Source organism: Amycolatopsis sp. cmx-11-51, assembly GCF_047608665.1.
Taxonomy (GTDB): Bacteria; Actinomycetota; Actinomycetes; order Mycobacteriales; family Pseudonocardiaceae; genus Amycolatopsis.
Map to the genome: position 1 here is coordinate 222,350 of NZ_JADNQO010000003.1, position 15,583 is coordinate 237,932.

The following is a 15,583-nucleotide window of genomic DNA, read 5'->3' on the forward strand; positions in this document are numbered from 1 at the left end:
GCATGCCTGAGCTATGTCCGGCCGGCGACATGTGGGACGACCCCTCGACCGGCATCGTTCTACCGCAGCTGATGACGTGGGCTACCACGCCGAGGTAAGCAGAGTTTCGAAGGATCCGATTCCGCAGAAGAGTCGTCCGGCAGTCAGACGCCACCAGGACGCAACCATCTTCAGGCGATCGCGCAGCTGGGATGCATAATCGAACACATGTCCGATTCGGCAAGGTCTACCGATGATGTGCCGTATGTGCACGTACTCGATCCGCCCAGGCCGGTGTGGGTCGAGCTGCGCCACGTCTTTCCGATCGATGCCCCGCGGGGAACGCTTCCGGACGGGCTCGACGTCACTGGGATCGTGCCCGGGACTCTGGGCAAGTGGGCCGCCACCGTCACCGGGCACTGGGTCGGATGGGTCACATACCCCCTTGGCGTCCCAGCCGAGGGTGGCACGTGGCATCGCCAGTGGATCCTGTCGGACGCGCTGAAACCGCGTACCGACTGACCGCCGGATGCGCGCAAGTTCCCAACGCGTTCCCAAACTCGCCCGACGAATGTTCCAATGTCAGCATATTCGCAGGTCACGGGACCCGTAGGCGCGGGAGGCGGCTCAGTCCTCCGGGATCGGGCGACGAGTAGGTGAGGTGTGCGGATAACATCAGAGCACCATGCCCGCTTTTATTGCCTCAGTGTTCCCTTTCCACTCGTCAAACATTGGCCAAACGACCCCGAATCCATAATGATGAAAAATTTCTAGAACTTCCTCACTCGGTGTGACAGGAAATACGACACCATCATTTGAGTGATGCTTAGTAAGATCTTCAAGCAGGGCAGGTAGTCTTATTTTCATTAGGGTCGCGCGGGTGCCGTAGTCCTCGTTCAGGAAGCAGAACCGGAGAACAGTATCGCTCCTGTGAGCCAGCGTTGTCCATGCGGATGGTTCGGGTTTAGACAGATAGAAGCCCATGTTTTCCAGGTGCTCTTCGTACTTTTCTTGCACCTCGTACGTCTTATCGAGAAGTCTATTTCTGCGCTCAGCCGATTTTTGATTTTGGAGAATTTCCTCCCGCATTTCGTCGTCCAGTTTGCGTAAACGTTCCGCAGCTTCAGTTGAGCTCAGAGTAGCTTCCTTCGAAGTCAAGCTGGACTGTTCACTTAACTGTGCAGCCTCTTCTACCGATGAAGGCCTTACGTCAACTTGCAATGCTCGCCCTGCGTGATAAAGGAGCGACTGTGTTCGCATCATGTATAGCCTGGAATTGGAAAATTCGCGCATCTCGTGAATCAATTCGAGACGTGGGCCTCGCGTTTTTCCACCTTGTCGCCGATACCAATCGTCACTGCGAGAGTCGTCGGTCACGATTAAGAGGTCCACTTCACGGCGACGCGCTTCTTGAAGCGTTTGCAGCCAGAAGAGATAGTCCCCGCAGGGGTCATCTTTCTTGGCGTCTTTGAATCCGGGAGGCTCGTTAGCTGCGATGCGTCGCTCCGCCTCCTTGCGTGCTGATGCCTCCTCGATTTCTGTCAGTCGATTTCCTACCTTTCCGGTCAGAAGGGCCTCGACGCTTGCAAGTAGCTGATCCTTGTTCGTGTCCCAGTGCCCATTTTTGCCCTCTAGGTCGCCCAGATCGTTGATTGATTTGACCGCCGATTCAAACCCTTCTTTTATTGGGGCGGATACTCTGTCTCGCCTTTCTTCGTTCAAGGAAATTCGATTTGCCCAGCTTGCAAGCGCCTCTGAAGCCTGAGAGGAAAGATCATTTAAAGTGGTGACCGCTTCCTTGGTGACTTTCTTTAGGTCACCTAGCGCATTCTCTCGGTTCTTCCAGAACTCATGCGCAACTTGATGGGGTATCCACAGGCGTTCGCCAAGCTTTTCAAGTACTGCAAGGAGGTCTTCGCGAGTCGCTGGCGCATATCTGTACAAATTTAACAATACGTTGGCGTCAAGTACGACGACGCCTGAATTCAAGATGTCCTTATAGTTTTGATCTGTGGGTGTCAAGTAACCTTCGAAACTGTCGGCCAGGTTGGCGAACTCTCGCGCATTTGACATTTTCATACCTCTTCTGGAACCGGCCTCAACCTGTCGGCGACACGTCAGGTCCGACTTGTATGGGGTGCGGTACTGGTCGCTTCTGCATCTCGCCCGAAACTACGCAACATTTGATACAGCACGCGGCTACCCGAGCTTCCAGTACGCTGCGTCAGCTTCTCGCCAGGCATGGTGCGATCGTATCGTTCTGCTCGTGCGAGTCGGTAGGGTGCGGACAACGGTCCGCCAAGTCGTTGAGGACTCTTGCCGAGTTCGCTGGTGAAGCCCCGTGTGTACACGCGATCGAGTCACCCAAGCCGATACGGGGCGGTCTAGACGGACTTCCCGATCGGGGGCCCTGGAGTTCGCTCCCTAACGCGCTCGACCTAGCAGAGATCGAGCGCGGGGACGCCTACGGCGTCCTGACGAAGATCGCTTGCCTGACGAACTGCCTGACGATCGACCTGGATGTGCCCGGACGTCAGCGGACGTCAGCGAACAATGCCAGTCAGGCAGCAGACGTCACCTACCAGGCGTTTTGCGCCTGTCTAGTGCCTGGGGTCAAGGGGTCGCAGGGCTGATCGCGAGGGCGCTACCCCCGCCTCACCCCCAAAAGCGGACGACCTATTGGCGTCTCCGCAGGTGGCGAGCTAGTTCCTGGCCGGATTCAAAACCCGTCCAGTGTGAGTTCGAATCTCACCGGGGGCACATTCAGCATCTACGCGGCCTTGTTGCGGACGCATCCGTACATCCGACGACCGCATCCACAGGTGATCCGGCTCCGGAAGAGATGGGTGCGAGCGGTAAGCGGACGCTTGTTGGCTGTGTCGCCGTCACGAGATCCGCGCTTCGCGTCGACCTTGGTCGACAGGCAGTTGTACGAAGAGCTTCGAAGGTTTCTCGAGGTGTCGGGTTTCCAGCCTGCGACGCGCTGAACGCTCTCGCCGGCTCCGGTGACCAGGCGTTGCGCAAACGCCTGCATCAGGTGATGGGGATTGAGGCTCGGCCGTGAAGCCGCGCGAGAATCCGATCGCGCGGATCCTTCCCGATGCTCACCTTGAGCCTGCCGTGCGTGCCGCCGGCCGACGAGTCGGTCGGGTGCTGGCGTGGCGCCTGCTCGTTCGGCCAGAGCGGTGACCGTTGCGCGGACGCCACGGGCGTGAGCGTCGGCGAGGACAGCGTCGACCGCCGCTTGCACATCGTGATCCGTCGGGGCGGGTCGTTTCACTCGTGACCCTGCTTCCCGTTCGTCGTGTCGAGAAGTCGGCTGATCTGGTCACGCCGGGAACGCAGTCGTTGGCCGACGTAGGGCGCGAGCGCGTCCGCAGCTTCGAACTCGGTGTCCACTTCGGATAGATGTTCGCGCCAGACAGTAATGTTGGCAGGGGCGAGGGCGACGTTGCGGCAGGCCGGCGGTCGACAGTCTCCGAGGGTGGGAGTGGTGCCGTTCCCGTTGTGACACAAGGCTTTGCTCGCGTTGTGGACACAGGCGACGTAGCGTCCGGGGTAGCCGTGAGGGTCGTGGTCAGGCAGCTGCGGCGGAGGTGCTTGACTACTGGTGTTGTCCCGCTGCGGTGGCGCGGCGGGTCTCCCTTAGTCGTTGAGTAGCCGCCATGCGGTGAGGGCGAGTCTGGCCCGTAGTAGTCCGGTGGGCTCGGTGAGTTCGATGCCCAGGGTCTTTCCGAGCTGTTCGAGTCGGCGGGCGACGCTGCTGTGGTGCAGGTGGAGAAGATCAGCGGCCCGGCGTTGGGAGCCGGTGGTGCAGTAGGCGTCCAGAGTATCCAGATCTACTGGGCTGCCTGCCATTCCGGCGATCGCGGCCACGTCGGCGTTGTCTCGCACGGCGTCCTGGGGTATCTGTGCGAGCAGCGCTAACGCCCCCAGTTCGTCGTAGTGGACGACTGGCTGGTTGGCGGTGGTGAAGCGGAGGGCGGTGCGGGCTTTCCGCCAGGATTGATCGGGACTTTCGGCGGCGCCGATGCCCGCGCGTACGCCTGCCGGGAACCGGGCCGGGTCCACGGCGGTGGCCAGGATGACGCCCACGTCGGCGAGCGGTGCCGCCTTCACCAGGCGGGCAGCGCAGACCAGGCCGCTGACCTGGTCGAGCGGAAGCTGCGAGCGTACGGCGACGACGCGGACCGGCAGGTCGGCGGCGAAACCCAGGAGCCGTAGTGCCCGGGCTCTGGCCACCTGGTCGCTTTCGGAGCTGATCACCAGTTCGACGAGGGCGGGGTCGGCCATGGTGGTGCGGGCCGGGCCATACCTCTCGACGACCCCCGCGGCGGCGATGGCGAGCCGGTCAAGCAGCACCTCGTCGAGCGGGTCGGGCCGGTCGGGGCGTTCCAGCCACACCGTGCCGATTTCCTCCCCGTCCAGGATGATCGGTGCCGTGGTGGACGCGGGTAGTGGCGGGGCGAACGTTTCCCTGCCGTCCTGCGATACGCGGATCTCCCGGCCCATGCCGTGGAGCCGGATCCCTGCCCTGCACCCGGCCAGGCCCGCCGAGGCCCTGGTGAGCGCCGGGAGATCCACCCGGCGGCGCATCAACGTGTCGTAGAACATGACGACGCGGAGCGCGCCTTCGACGTGCGAATCCAGGTGCGACAGCCGCTGGGCCAATGCCTCCACAATCGGAGGGTAGCGCCGATCGGTGCGTGTTCGAGGTGAAACGCGCAACGGTTGGCGCATGATCTCGGTGGTGATGGCCGAGAGGATTGCCGCCATGGACCCCGAATTGGAAGCGTTCGTCCCGTTGTTGCCCACTCTCGACCCGACCGACCCGGTCGCCGCGCGCGAGATCTTCGCCGAATACGCGGCCGCGGTGCCGGCACCGGACACCACGGGGATGGAGATCGAGGACCGCACGGTCCCCGCCGATCCGGACGTGCCGGTGCGGATCTATCGCCCGCACCAGGCACAGGGCGCCGTCGTCTGGCTGCACGGCGGCGGATGGACCATGGGCACCCTGGACACCGAGCACAAGTGGGCCACGCGGATCGCCGACAGTTCCGGCGCGGTGGTGATCTCGGTGGGCTATCGCCTGGCCCCCGAGCACCGGTTCCCGGCCGCACTGGACGACGCCTACGCCGTGCTGGTCTGGACGGCCGAGCACGCGGCCGAACTCGGCGTCGACCCCGCTCGTATCGCGGTCGCGGGCCACAGCGCCGGCGGGTCGCTCGCGGCCGCGGTGGCCTTGCGAGCGCGTGATGCGCAGGGACCACCGATCCGCTTGCAGGTGCTGAACGAGCCGGCGCTCGACGACCGGCAGGAGACGTGGTCGGCGCGCAACTTCACGGACACGCCATGGGCCAATCGCGACCGGGTCGCCGCATGGTGGGGGCACTACCTCGGCGCCGCACCCGCCACTGGGTACGCCGCTCCGGCACGGGCCGCCGACCTGACCGGCCTTCCGCCCGCCTACATCGCCAGCGCGGAGTTCTGCCCGAACCGCGACGAAGACATCGCCTACGCGCTGCGCCTGCTGCGGGCGGGCGTCTCGGTCGAGCTGCACCAGTGGCCCGGCACCTTCCACGGATCGCTGGCGATCCAGTCCGCCGAGGTGTCCCAGCGGCAGTTCGCCGAAGTCGGCGCGGTCCTGCGCCGTGCACTGGCGACGTGAGCCATCGATGTCCAGAGCACGAGGTGTCCTGAAGATCGGTCTGGCCGCATGTGCCAGCGTCGCCGCGCTGAGTGTCAGTGCCGGCACGGTGACGGCAATACCCGCCCCCAAAGGAGAAGAGGCCGTGCTGGCTGACACCACGAGCCCGTCGACCGTCCTCGATCCGACCGAGCTGAAGTCCACTATGGACAGTGTGCACCGCGCGGGGATGCCGGGTGTGTACGCCGAGGTGCGCGACGCCGGACAGGTGTGGCGCGGCGCCTCCGGGGTCGCCGATCTCCGGACCGGCCGTCCCATCCGGCCCGACATGCGGCAGCGCGTCGGCAGCATCACCAAGACCTTCACCGCCGCCGCAATCCTGCAGCAGGTCGAGAAGGGTCGGCTCCAGCTCGACGCGCCGATCGGCCGCTGGCTGCCGCTGCTGGTGCCGGGAGAACGCGGCAACAAGATCACGGTCCGGATGCTGCTCAACCACACCAGCGGCTTCCCCGACTACCTCCCCTATGCGTTCCCGTCTCTGCAAGAGGTCCCACCATCGCCCAAGAGCCTGGACGACAACCGGTTCAGGCGGTTTCGCCCGGCCGAGCTGATCGAGATGGGAGTGACGGCGCCTGCCGCAGGCGAGCCGGGAAGCACGCCCGGGGTGTACTCCAACACGAATTACCTGCTCCTCGGCCAACTCCTGGAGCGGGTGACCGGCACCACGGCCGAGAAGTACATCACCCGCAACGTCATCGAGCGCGCTGGGCTCCAGCACACCGAGTTTCCGGACGGGCCACAGATCGAGGGGCCGCACTCGCGGCTGTACGAGGCGCTGTTCGGCTTGATCGACCCGCCGCGGGACTACAGCGTCTACGACATGTCCTGGGTGGGGCCTGCGGCCTCGCTGGTATCGACTGTCAAGGATCTCAACCGCTTCTACGGCAAGCTGCTCGACGGCAAGATCGTCAAGCCGTCATCGCTGGCACAGATGCAGCGCACGGTCCCGGTCATCGCGCTGGACGGGAAGAAGATCGACTACGGCCTCGGTCTGCACAAGCTTACGATCCCGGACTGCGGCACCTTCTGGGGCAGCGACGGCACGGTCTGGGGAGCCTTGACGATGTCTTGGATCCGCGCCGACGGCAAGCGGCGGCTGTCCGTCGCGATGAACCTCGCACGGTGGAACAAACCGAACTCCTCGGGCGAGCCACCGCACCACCCCATCGACGACGCGCTGTCGACCTTCCAGCGGCAAGCACTGTGTGGCGACGGAAACGCCCGATGACCACCACCGACCTCGCCGAGGCGAGCGAGCAGTCCACATCAGACTCCGCGGCGGAAGAGAGCACGGCACGGCTGCTGCGCCCTTATCTCGGGAGTTTCGCGGCCGTTGCGATCCTGCAGATCATCGGCGCTATCGCGGGGTTGGCGCCCCTGCTTGCGGTGGTCGAATTGGGTCGCACCCTGTTGTCGCCAGGCCCAATCGATCGTGATCATGTCTGGTTCGTCGTGATCGCGGGTGTGGTCGGCTTGTTCGTCCGGCTGCTGTGCACGGGCGCGTCGTCCGGAATCGGGCACATCCTCGACGGCCAGGTACAACTGTCGTTCCGACGAGCTCTGGCCGCGCGGCTGGGGCGCGTACCGATCGGCTGGTTCTCCCGGCGCCGAACCGGCGAGCTGGCAAAGGTGGTGGGCGAGGACGTGAGTGCCGTCCATCCGTTCATCGCCCACACCCCCGGCGAGCTCGTCTCCGCGTTCGTGGTGCCGCTGGTGTCGCTGATCTACCTGTTCACCATCGACTGGCGGCTCACGCTGATCACGCTGATTCCGGTGGTGCTGGCAGTGGCGCTGGTCCCCCTGATGATGACCCCGACCCGGCTGCGCGAGCAGAAGGAGTTCGACGGGGGAATGGGGCGGATCGCGAGTTCGGCTGTCGAGTTCGTACAGGGCATCTCGGTGGTCAAGGCGTTCGGTGGAGGCGAGCGCGCCCATCGTAAGTTCCGCACGGCCGTAGACGATTTCGTCGACGCCTTCTACCGGATGGTGCGCGGTCTCTCCGGAATCGCCGCGGGGATGCAGCTGGCGCTGGCGCCGCCGTTCGTGCTGCTGGTCGTGGTGATCGGCGGTGCGGGGATGATCACGACCGGTGGCATGGCACCGGCCGACCTAATGCCCTTCCTGTTGCTCGGACTGGGCCTGACCGCTCCGGTGGCGGCGCTGGGCCACGGTTTCGACGATATGCAGGCCGCCGGTCGCGCGGTCGGCCGGATCCGGGACGTGCTCAAGGTGCAGTCGCTACCGGAGCCCGCGAACCCGGTCGCACCACAGGGACACCGGGTGGAACTGCGTGACGTTCGATTCGGCTACAAGGCCGATCACGAGGTGCTGCGCGGGATCGACCTGGTGCTCGAGCCGGGGACGGTCACCGCGGTCGTCGGGCCGTCGGGAAGCGGGAAGTCCACGCTGGTTCAGCTGTTGCCTCGGTTCTTCGACCCGACCCACGGTTCGGTCGTCCTCGGCGGTGTCGATCTGCGCGAGCTCGGCAGCCGGGAACTCTACCGGACGGTCTCCTTCGTCTTCCAGGATGTTCGCCTGCTGCGCGCGTCGGTCGCAAACAATATCGCGCTGGCGGTACCGCACGCTGACCTCGATGACGTGGTTCGCGCCGCCCGGCTGGCGAACATTCATGACCGAATTCTCGAGCTGCCGCGCGGATACGAAACGGTGCTCGGTGACGACGTCAAACTGTCGGGCGGTGAGGCACAGCGGATCTCGATCGCACGCGCACTGCTCGCCGACACGCCCGTTCTGGTGCTCGACGAGGCGACCGCCTTCGCCGACCCGCAGACCGAACAGGCAATGCGCCAGGCCCTCGCGACGCTGGAAGGCGATCGGACGATTCTGGTCATCGCCCACCGCCTGGAGACGGTCGCCGACGCTGACACCGTCGTGCTGCTGGAGCGCGGGTCGATCGTCGAGCGCGGCAAGCCCGCCGAGCTGCTGGCACAGCACGGAAAGTTCGCCGCGTTCTGGCAATCCCACCGATCGGCGATCGCCGATGAGCAAGGAGCCGAACTTCTATGATTCGAATGCTGCTGCGCGTGCTGGGACACGAGTACGCCCAGCCGGTGCGTCGCACCGTGGCACTGATGACGGCGACCGCAGTGCTCGAGGGGCTGTCCTGCGCACTGCTGGTTCCTGTGCTGCGGGCACTGTTCGGCAACACCCCCGCAGATGTGCGGCCCTGGCTGATCGCGTTCGGGGCCGCGGTCGCGGTCTACGCGGTGCTGCGCTACATCAGCGATCTGTCCGGTTTCCGCGCCGGGACCACGCTGTTGCGCGGGATGTATCACCGGCTCGGTGATCATCTAGCCCGATTGCCCATCGGCTGGTACGGCGCGGGCCGGGTCGGGGAGGTGTCCGTACTGGCCAGCCGCGGCCTCCTGGCGGCGATGAGCGTGATCGCGCATTTGCTGGCACCGTTCATCTCCGCCTGCGTGACTCCGCTGACGATCGTCGTCGTGATGCTCGCCGTCGACTGGCGGATGGGGCTGGCCGCCCTGGTCGCCGTACCAGTCGTGGCAGCGATCCAGGTCCGGACGGGACGCTCGATGGCCGCCACCGATGCGGAGCGCCACGAACGCGACCACGAGGCCACCGCACGCGTCATCGAATTTCTCCAGGCTCAGCCGGTGCTGCGAGCCGGCGGCCGAACCGGCGAACGTTTCCAGTTGCTCGACGACTCGCTGCGTGAAGTCCAGCGCGCGTCCCGCCGTTCCACGCTGTCAGCCCTGCCCGGCGCATTAGGCTTGACGCTCACAGTGCAGGCGATGTTCACCGTGTTGTTGGTACTGGGCGCCTTCCTCGCGCTCGGCGGGAACATCGGTGCGGCAGAGATTCTGGCAATCCTGGTGCTGGCCGCCCGCTGCGCGGATCCGCTGCAGTCGCTGGCGGAGTTCGGTGGCAAACTGCGCGGCGCACGTTTCGAGTTGGCGAGACTCGACACGGTATTGCGCACCGAGCCGCTGACCGAGCCTCCCGAACCGGTCCAGCCGGTAAGTTATGACCTGGAGTTCGAGTCCGTCACCTTCCGGCACGGCGACCGCATTGTGTTCGACGACGTGTCGTTGTCCGTTCCGCAGGGACAGCGGCTCGCCGTCGTCGGCCCGTCTGGTGCGGGTAAGAGCACATTGCTGCAGTTGCTCGCGCGGTTCTACGACGTGGACGCGGGTGCTGTGCGCGTGGGAGGCGTGGACGTGCGCGGGATCAGCACTGAGGTGTTGATGGCGCAGATCGCCATCGTCTTCCAGGACGTCTATCTCTTCGAAGGCACGATCGAGGAGAACGTGCGTCTCGGCCGTCCCGAAGCGGGCGTTGCCGAGGTGCGGGCAGTAGCGACCGCTGCGCGGTTGGACGAGGTGATCGAGCGACTGCCTGATGGGTTGGCGACTCAAGTCGGCGAGGGCGGCGCACTGCTGTCGGGTGGTGAGCGCCTGCGTGTCTCGATCGCGCGAGCGCTGCTGAAGAATGCGCCCGTCGTGCTGCTGGACGAGGTGACCTCCGCATTGGACCCGGTGAACGAGGCGGCCGTCCACGAGGGAATCGAGCGCCTGATGGCGGGCCGGACGGTGGTGATGGTGGCGCATCGGATGCGGACCGTCCGACGCGCCGATCGAGTCGTCTTTCTGGACGGCGGTCGGATCGTGGAGGAAGGCAGCCACGACGAGCTACTGCGCCGCGGCGGCCGCTACGCCGATTTCTGGAGTATTTCCATGACACCGGTAGCAAGTGAATGAGTCGGTACGTTGCTCGGCGGCCGAGCCGGCTTTGGGCTCGGCCCTGGCGGATCGTGTGGTGGTTTGTACGGCCGACCATTTTCCGGTCGCGTGCGGAACGCGCTGTCATGCCGCTGATCGGGAACTATTCGTCCCGTATCCGCCCGACGCGTTCGGCGGTTCGCGCGGCGAGGTAGTCGGCCCAATCACCGTCGACGCTGTCCTGTTCGGCAACGAGGGACAACTGCTAGGGGCGGGGCGGTGTCGACACCATCAACGCCACCGGCCTCACCGCCAACAATTTCGGAGCCCTCTCTCCGTGGTTGGACAACGGCATCGGGTGGCGGGCCCTGCCGGCAGATTTCCCGCCCCGGACCGTGCCCCGCAGGCGTTCCGCCGCGCGGAGAGAAGGCCGGTGCGACGCAGCGGCCGCCCGGCGGGCTGCGCGACCGGGTTCGACGACGTCAACGAGCTGACCACACGGCTCGCCAAAGCCGTGGAGGACCTGCGACAGGCAGAGAAGGCTGTGAGTGACGACGCAGCCGTGATGAACGGTCTCGTCGACAAGGTGCGCACTCATGCCAACGGCAAGGACGCAAGATCCGTCGCGGACCGCGAAGCCCCTCGGCTCGCGGATCTCATCGTGCGGTTGCGGGCGGACCGGAGCCTCGCTGCCGACGCAGAGCGGATCGCGAGCCAGTTCGAGCAACGGGTGGCGACTTTGCGCGACGATCTTGACCAGCACGACGAACGCGTCCGAACGGCCAACGAGTCCGTCGCGGTCGACCGCGTGGCACGGGTGGTCCACGCGCTGCTGGCTCCCGGCGCCGGCCGCTCGGACGCCCAGGTGATGTTGTTCGCCGCCGCACGCGTCCTGGTCGACGCGCCGTTCCGCGTCCGCCTGCTCAAGCCCCACACCGACCTCGTCCTCGACCGGGTCGACGTCGCCGAGCTGAAGAACTTCTCAGGCGGGCAACGGGTGACCGCCGGTGTGCTGCTATACGCGACGATGGCACGAGTGAAGGCCGCGGGCAACGACGCATCGATCGGCTGGCTGTGGCTGGACAATCCGTTCGGCCAGGCTTCAGTAGACCAGTTGATACGAAGGCGGGTCGGACGGTGGTGGTTCAGGCGGGTCCTGGATCTGTTGCCAGGCGGGCGTGGCGTTCCACGTCGAAGCGCGTGCCGTTGTACAGCAGTTTGGCCCGCTCCACCCCCTCGGGTGTGAACCCGGCAGCCAGCGCGACCTTGCAGGAGGCAGGGTTGTCGACCCGGTGACCCAGTTCCAGGCGGAAGAGCGTCAGCTCTGCAAACGCCCACCGAGCGGCGACCCGGCAGGCCCGCGAGGCCAGGCCTTGGCCCTGCGCCCGTTCGCGGACCCAATAGGACATCCAACCGGTCAGGTGACGACGGTCCACGTTCGACACCGCCACGTTGCCGACCGGTGAGCCCTGTGCGTCCAGGACGGCGAAAGCGAAGGCCGTGCCAGCGGACCGGGCAAGGTCCCCGTCGGCTATCCACCCCTCCGCAGCCGCTACCGTGTCCACCGGCTTATCAAACTGGCGGGCCATCAACGGCTCCCGCGCCGCCGCGAGCACGACCGGCGCGTCCGCGCGCCGCCAGGGCCGCAGGAGCACGCTGCCGCCAGTGTCCAAGATCTTGCCCACGATCTTGACCTTCCACCAAATTCGTATGTCCCAGCAACTCAATTAGCCCGCGCCGCGGCGCTCGCGCCGATTACAGGCGGTGAAACTAAGCTGGCCATCCCTGGGGAATTTGAGCTGGTCACTGACAAGTAGCGGAACAGCCGTCCGCTGTGCCCCCCAGTAGACGCTGACGGTGGGGCGTACGTCGATCACTAGGTTCTGGCCTGAGGTTCCCGGGCGGGGAGTCGTGCGTGGCGACGCAGGTGTTCACGGACGAGGAATTTGAAGCGTCTGCGGGAGTTCCCGGAGGTCGACCGGGACGAGTTGGCCCGGTTCGGCCACCGCCGCCCGTACGGGGTAGCGCCGAGGTAAGCCCAAAAGCCGCCAATACTTGATCTTGCGGGGCGGTAGGGCGGGCCTTGCCCTGTAACGCGAGCGCCGCGTGCAGCCGCCTCGATAGCAACCCCCTGCGCCGACACGTCCTGACTCAGCCGCCAGTGCAGGCCCTTCACCTGCGGGCCTGACGAGGAGTCGCTTCGGCTGGGACTGGAGCTCAGAGCCGGTGAACGACAGCGCCCGCCACGTTCGCGTGGCGGGCGTATCCCTCATGCGCGGTCGGATTCTTAAGACCGCTGCAGGTGGACGGCCTGTCGGATTTATTCGCGCGACTCCTCGGCGGGCCACCCGAGGCGCCACCGACTTCACGCTGAACACGTCCGACGGCAACGTGCTCGGCAACCGTGGCTATTACCGCTGGTCGGCGATATCCGCCAGGCTTTTCCCGGATATTACAAGCGACCCCTGCTGGCAACTTCGGCACCGCTCAGGCGTCCTGTCAGCATGACTTCGACTCCGGAGAGCGGTGTGGCTTCTGCTGATCCTGCCCGGGAAAACGGCTATGATGGTATCGCCGAGGGATATTCGGCCGAGACCGAGACCAGCTTGATGAACGCGTACTACGAGCGGCCCGCGATGCTGGCGCTCGTCGGCGACGTGACCGGTCGGCGGATCCTCGACGCGGGTTGCGGCTCGGGGCCCCTGTTCGCCGCGCTGCGCGATCGAGGTGCGGTCGTGACCGGTGTCGACGCGAGCGCAGGCATGGTGGAGCTGGCTCGGCGACGGCTGGGCGCGGGTGCCGACCTGCGGGTCGCCGATCTGGCTGATCCGCTGCCCTTCTCCGACGGTGAGTTCGACGACGTCGTCGGGTCCCTGGTGCTGCACTACCTGCAGGACTGGGGGCCGACGCTGACCGAACTGCGACGCGTCCTGACACCCGGCGGGCGGCTCATCGTCTCGGTCGACCATCCTTTCGCAATCACCCTGATGCAGCGCGAGGCCGGGGACAAACCCCGCTATTTCCAGACCCGCTACCGGACTGAAGAATGGACACTGGGCGGCCAGTCCACCCGGTTGACCTTGTGGGACCGCCCGCTGCACGCGATGACCGATGCCTTCACCGCGGCCGGGTTCCGCATCAACGTCATCAGCGAGCCACCGCCCGCGCCCGAAGCCCGCGAGCTGTTTCCCGAGGAATTCCGGGAAATCACCGGCACGAGGTTCCTGGGCTTCCTCTTCTTCGTCCTGCGGGCCGGCTGACCAGGGACAGCCACCGCATTCGTAGCCGGATCCGCTTGCCTGCAACGTTTCCTCGGGCAGGTCGCAGTAACCGACGGGGTTCTGCGAGCCGGTCTCGACCGGGTCCGGCTGGCCGAGGTACGCCTCGCGGACTGAACGCTTTCTCGATCACCTTCAGTGACCGCTGGCCGGGCGTCGAGACCTGCTGACAACCACGGCCGGAAACACCGTTCGCGTTACAGTCCCCCAGAAACGTCGGCGGCTCTTGGCGCCACCGACGTCCCTGTGTCCGAATAAATGATTTTACGGGCCTAACCCCTATCGGTTCCGAGGGTGGACGTTGGTGCTATCGCTGGTCGAGTGATCGCCAGAAGTCGGCTTGGTGTTCGCGGTCGAAGGCGGTTTGCTTGATGCCGCGGGGTCCTGGTGCGAGTGACTGGGCGTCGTCGCCGGTGTTGTGGTCCTGTGGCCAGTAGGGTGTGTGCGGGCTGTTCGGGTTTCCGGTGCGTGCGAATTGCGTCCAGTATCGGATGATTGTGGCGGACAGGTGTTTCTGATTTCGGGTCAGTTGGCCGCCGAAGTAGTCGGCGTCGAAAAGGTACTGCAGTTCGGCCGCGTGGTACGCGCCGGTGGGGAAGCTGGGTGGGGGCAGGGTTGTCACCCAGGGGGTGTGTTCGTCGGCGAATTCGTAGGTGTAGGTCGGAACCTGCCTGGCGAGCAGCCGGCTGACCTGTCCGGCTGAGTGTGCCCAGATGCCGTCGGTCACTGCGGCGGACAGTGCGAGGCTGGGTGAGGCGTAGTGGTTGCTGGGGTAGCGGGCCAGGATGCCGGGTGCCTTGTCGGTGCCGAAGATCGTTTCGATTTCGGTGCGGTAAGCCGCGTCCGTGAGGGGTGGCCTACCCAGGAGTTCCGAGCCTGCCACGAACATGCGGTGCTCGTCGCGGGTCATTCCGTTCATCACGGGTACGTGGTTGAACCGGCCCGTGCTCAACGCTTGTTGCGGGGACAGCGGCAGTTCGCCGCCTCCGCCGTACACCGGACCCCACCCGTAGTTCGACTGCGGCAATAGCTCCTTTGTGGACTTGCCACGCAAGCAGGCCGCCGCCGTGGTGGGGTCGGGGCAGCCGAGCTGCCCGGCAACCGCGGCGCTGTGCTGGCGGGCTTCCTGACGGGACCGCGGCAGCCAGTTGCCCGAGGCGTCCGTCCAGGTCCCGGTGCATGGTCCACTCTGGATGATGGTGCGGTGGAACAGACCAGCCGATCCGGGGGACACCAGGTGGGCGCAGGTGCTGATGCCACCGGCGGATTCGCCGAAGATCGTGACGTTGTTCCCATCGCCACCGAAGGCCGCCGCGTTGCGCCGCACCCAGCGCATGGCCTCCTGCTGGTCCTGCAGCCCGAAGTTGCCCGATGGCCGCGCCGTGTCCAGTGCCGGATGCGCCAAGAAACCGAACAGGCCGAGTCGGTAGTTGATCGTCACCACGACAACAGCACCGTCGACCGCCAGATCCCTGGCCTGGTACATGCTGCCGGAGCCGTGCGCGAAGCCGCTGCCGTGGATCCAGACCATCACCGGGAGCTTGCGTCCGGATGTCCGCCGGGGGGTGGTCACGTTGAGGTACAGGCAATCCTCGCTTTCGCTGCGCTTCTCACCGAGCAGCCCATCGTTCTGTGCGCAGGTGTTGCCGGGTCTGCTGGCGTCGCGGGGCGTGTTCCAGGGTGTCACCGGTTGGGGCGGTGCCCATCGCAGCGGACCGACCGGCGGTGCCGCGTACGGAATCCCCTGGAACGTCCGGTGGTCTTTGGCGACCACTCCCCGCACCGCCCCGGAGCCGGTCCGCACGATCGCGGAATCCGGGCTGCCGCCGGCGGGCTCGGCGGCAGCAGGTACCGCGCTGCCGAGCGACGCGACCAGGCTGGTCGCGATCAGAAGCGAACGCAGTGCACGAGTCATC

General features: G+C 65.7%; 12 protein-coding genes. 7 read left to right on the forward strand and 5 right to left on the reverse strand.

Annotated features, from left to right (window positions below; all coding sequences use genetic code 11):
• Nucleotides 1-207: 207 nt before the first annotated feature.
• Nucleotides 208-501: a hypothetical protein gene (locus tag ACM6LU_RS14500; protein WP_414938176.1), complete on the forward strand. Its 294-nt coding sequence runs from the start codon at nt 208-210 to the stop codon at nt 499-501.
• A gap of 153 nt (nt 502-654) precedes the next feature.
• Here ACM6LU_RS14500 and ACM6LU_RS14505 read toward each other — a convergent pair whose 3' ends face one another.
• The 3 genes from ACM6LU_RS14505 to ACM6LU_RS14515 all read right to left on the reverse strand — a co-directional run bounded on the left by ACM6LU_RS14505 (nt 655) and on the right by ACM6LU_RS14515 (nt 4,659).
• On the reverse strand, nt 655-2,052 hold the full coding sequence (locus tag ACM6LU_RS14505) for a PIN-like domain-containing protein (protein WP_414938177.1): 1,398 nt from the start codon (nt 2,050-2,052) through the stop codon (nt 655-657).
• Between the two features lie 1,203 nt (nt 2,053-3,255).
• Complete coding sequence (locus tag ACM6LU_RS14510; RefSeq protein ID WP_414938178.1) at nt 3,256-3,378, reverse strand: hypothetical protein; 123 nt, start codon at nt 3,376-3,378, stop codon at nt 3,256-3,258.
• A 246-nt stretch (nt 3,379-3,624) separates the two neighbouring features.
• Complete coding sequence (locus tag ACM6LU_RS14515; protein WP_414938179.1) at nt 3,625-4,659, reverse strand: PucR family transcriptional regulator; 1,035 nt, start codon at nt 4,657-4,659, stop codon at nt 3,625-3,627.
• A gap of 94 nt (nt 4,660-4,753) precedes the next feature.
• Between ACM6LU_RS14515 and ACM6LU_RS14520 the strand changes: the two genes are divergently transcribed.
• The 5 genes from ACM6LU_RS14520 to ACM6LU_RS14540 all read left to right on the forward strand — a co-directional run bounded on the left by ACM6LU_RS14520 (nt 4,754) and on the right by ACM6LU_RS14540 (nt 11,635).
• Nucleotides 4,754-5,650, forward strand: coding sequence for an alpha/beta hydrolase (locus ACM6LU_RS14520; protein ID WP_414938180.1), 897 nt, complete (start codon nt 4,754-4,756; stop codon nt 5,648-5,650).
• Between the two features lie 124 nt (nt 5,651-5,774).
• Nucleotides 5,775-6,917 carry a serine hydrolase domain-containing protein gene (locus ACM6LU_RS14525; RefSeq protein ID WP_414938181.1) on the forward strand — a complete coding sequence of 381 codons (1,143 nt, stop codon included), beginning with the start codon at nt 5,775-5,777 and terminating at the stop codon, nt 6,915-6,917.
• Entirely contained in the window at nt 6,914-8,716 is a 1,803-nt protein-coding gene (locus ACM6LU_RS14530) for an ABC transporter ATP-binding protein (RefSeq protein ID WP_414938182.1), read from the forward strand. Before ACM6LU_RS14525 ends, ACM6LU_RS14530 begins: the two co-directional genes overlap by 4 nt.
• Nucleotides 8,713-10,428: an ABC transporter ATP-binding protein gene (locus tag ACM6LU_RS14535; protein ID WP_414938183.1), complete on the forward strand. Its 1,716-nt coding sequence runs from the start codon at nt 8,713-8,715 to the stop codon at nt 10,426-10,428. Before ACM6LU_RS14530 ends, ACM6LU_RS14535 begins: the two co-directional genes overlap by 4 nt.
• A gap of 394 nt (nt 10,429-10,822) precedes the next feature.
• On the forward strand, nt 10,823-11,635 hold the full coding sequence (locus tag ACM6LU_RS14540) for a hypothetical protein (RefSeq protein ID WP_414938184.1): 813 nt from the start codon (nt 10,823-10,825) through the stop codon (nt 11,633-11,635).
• Here ACM6LU_RS14540 and ACM6LU_RS14545 read toward each other — a convergent pair.
• The gene (locus ACM6LU_RS14545) at nt 11,535-12,074 is read right to left on the reverse strand and encodes a GNAT family N-acetyltransferase (RefSeq protein WP_414938185.1); all 540 of its coding nucleotides are present in this window, start codon (nt 12,072-12,074) and stop codon (nt 11,535-11,537) included. The genes ACM6LU_RS14540 and ACM6LU_RS14545 overlap by 101 nt on opposite strands.
• A gap of 819 nt (nt 12,075-12,893) precedes the next feature.
• Here ACM6LU_RS14545 and ACM6LU_RS14550 point away from each other — a divergent pair.
• Nucleotides 12,894-13,649 carry a class I SAM-dependent methyltransferase gene (locus tag ACM6LU_RS14550; protein WP_414938186.1) on the forward strand — a complete coding sequence of 252 codons (756 nt, stop codon included), beginning with the start codon at nt 12,894-12,896 and terminating at the stop codon, nt 13,647-13,649.
• 325 nt (nt 13,650-13,974) lie between these two features.
• On the opposite strand, the gene ACM6LU_RS14555 is transcribed toward ACM6LU_RS14550, so the two are convergent.
• Entirely contained in the window at nt 13,975-15,582 is a 1,608-nt protein-coding gene (locus tag ACM6LU_RS14555) for a carboxylesterase/lipase family protein (RefSeq protein ID WP_414938187.1), read from the reverse strand.
• Nucleotide 15,583 lies beyond the last annotated feature (1 nt).

Excerpts from the sequence above, each read along its gene's own strand:
- ACM6LU_RS14530 (WP_414938182.1), top strand. The coding sequence starts at position 6,914 with ATGACCACCACCGACCTCGCCGAGGCGAGCGAGCAGTCCACATCAGAC.
- ACM6LU_RS14555 (WP_414938187.1), bottom strand. The coding sequence starts at position 15,582 with ATGACTCGTGCACTGCGTTCGCTTCTGATCGCGACCAGCCTGGTCGCG.
- ACM6LU_RS14535 (WP_414938183.1), top strand. The coding sequence starts at position 8,713 with ATGATTCGAATGCTGCTGCGCGTGCTGGGACACGAGTACGCCCAGCCG.
- ACM6LU_RS14520 (WP_414938180.1), top strand. The coding sequence starts at position 4,754 with ATGGACCCCGAATTGGAAGCGTTCGTCCCGTTGTTGCCCACTCTCGAC.
- ACM6LU_RS14500 (WP_414938176.1), top strand. The coding sequence starts at position 208 with ATGTCCGATTCGGCAAGGTCTACCGATGATGTGCCGTATGTGCACGTA.
- ACM6LU_RS14550 (WP_414938186.1), top strand. The coding sequence starts at position 12,894 with ATGACTTCGACTCCGGAGAGCGGTGTGGCTTCTGCTGATCCTGCCCGG.
- ACM6LU_RS14505 (WP_414938177.1), bottom strand. The coding sequence starts at position 2,052 with ATGTCAAATGCGCGAGAGTTCGCCAACCTGGCCGACAGTTTCGAAGGT.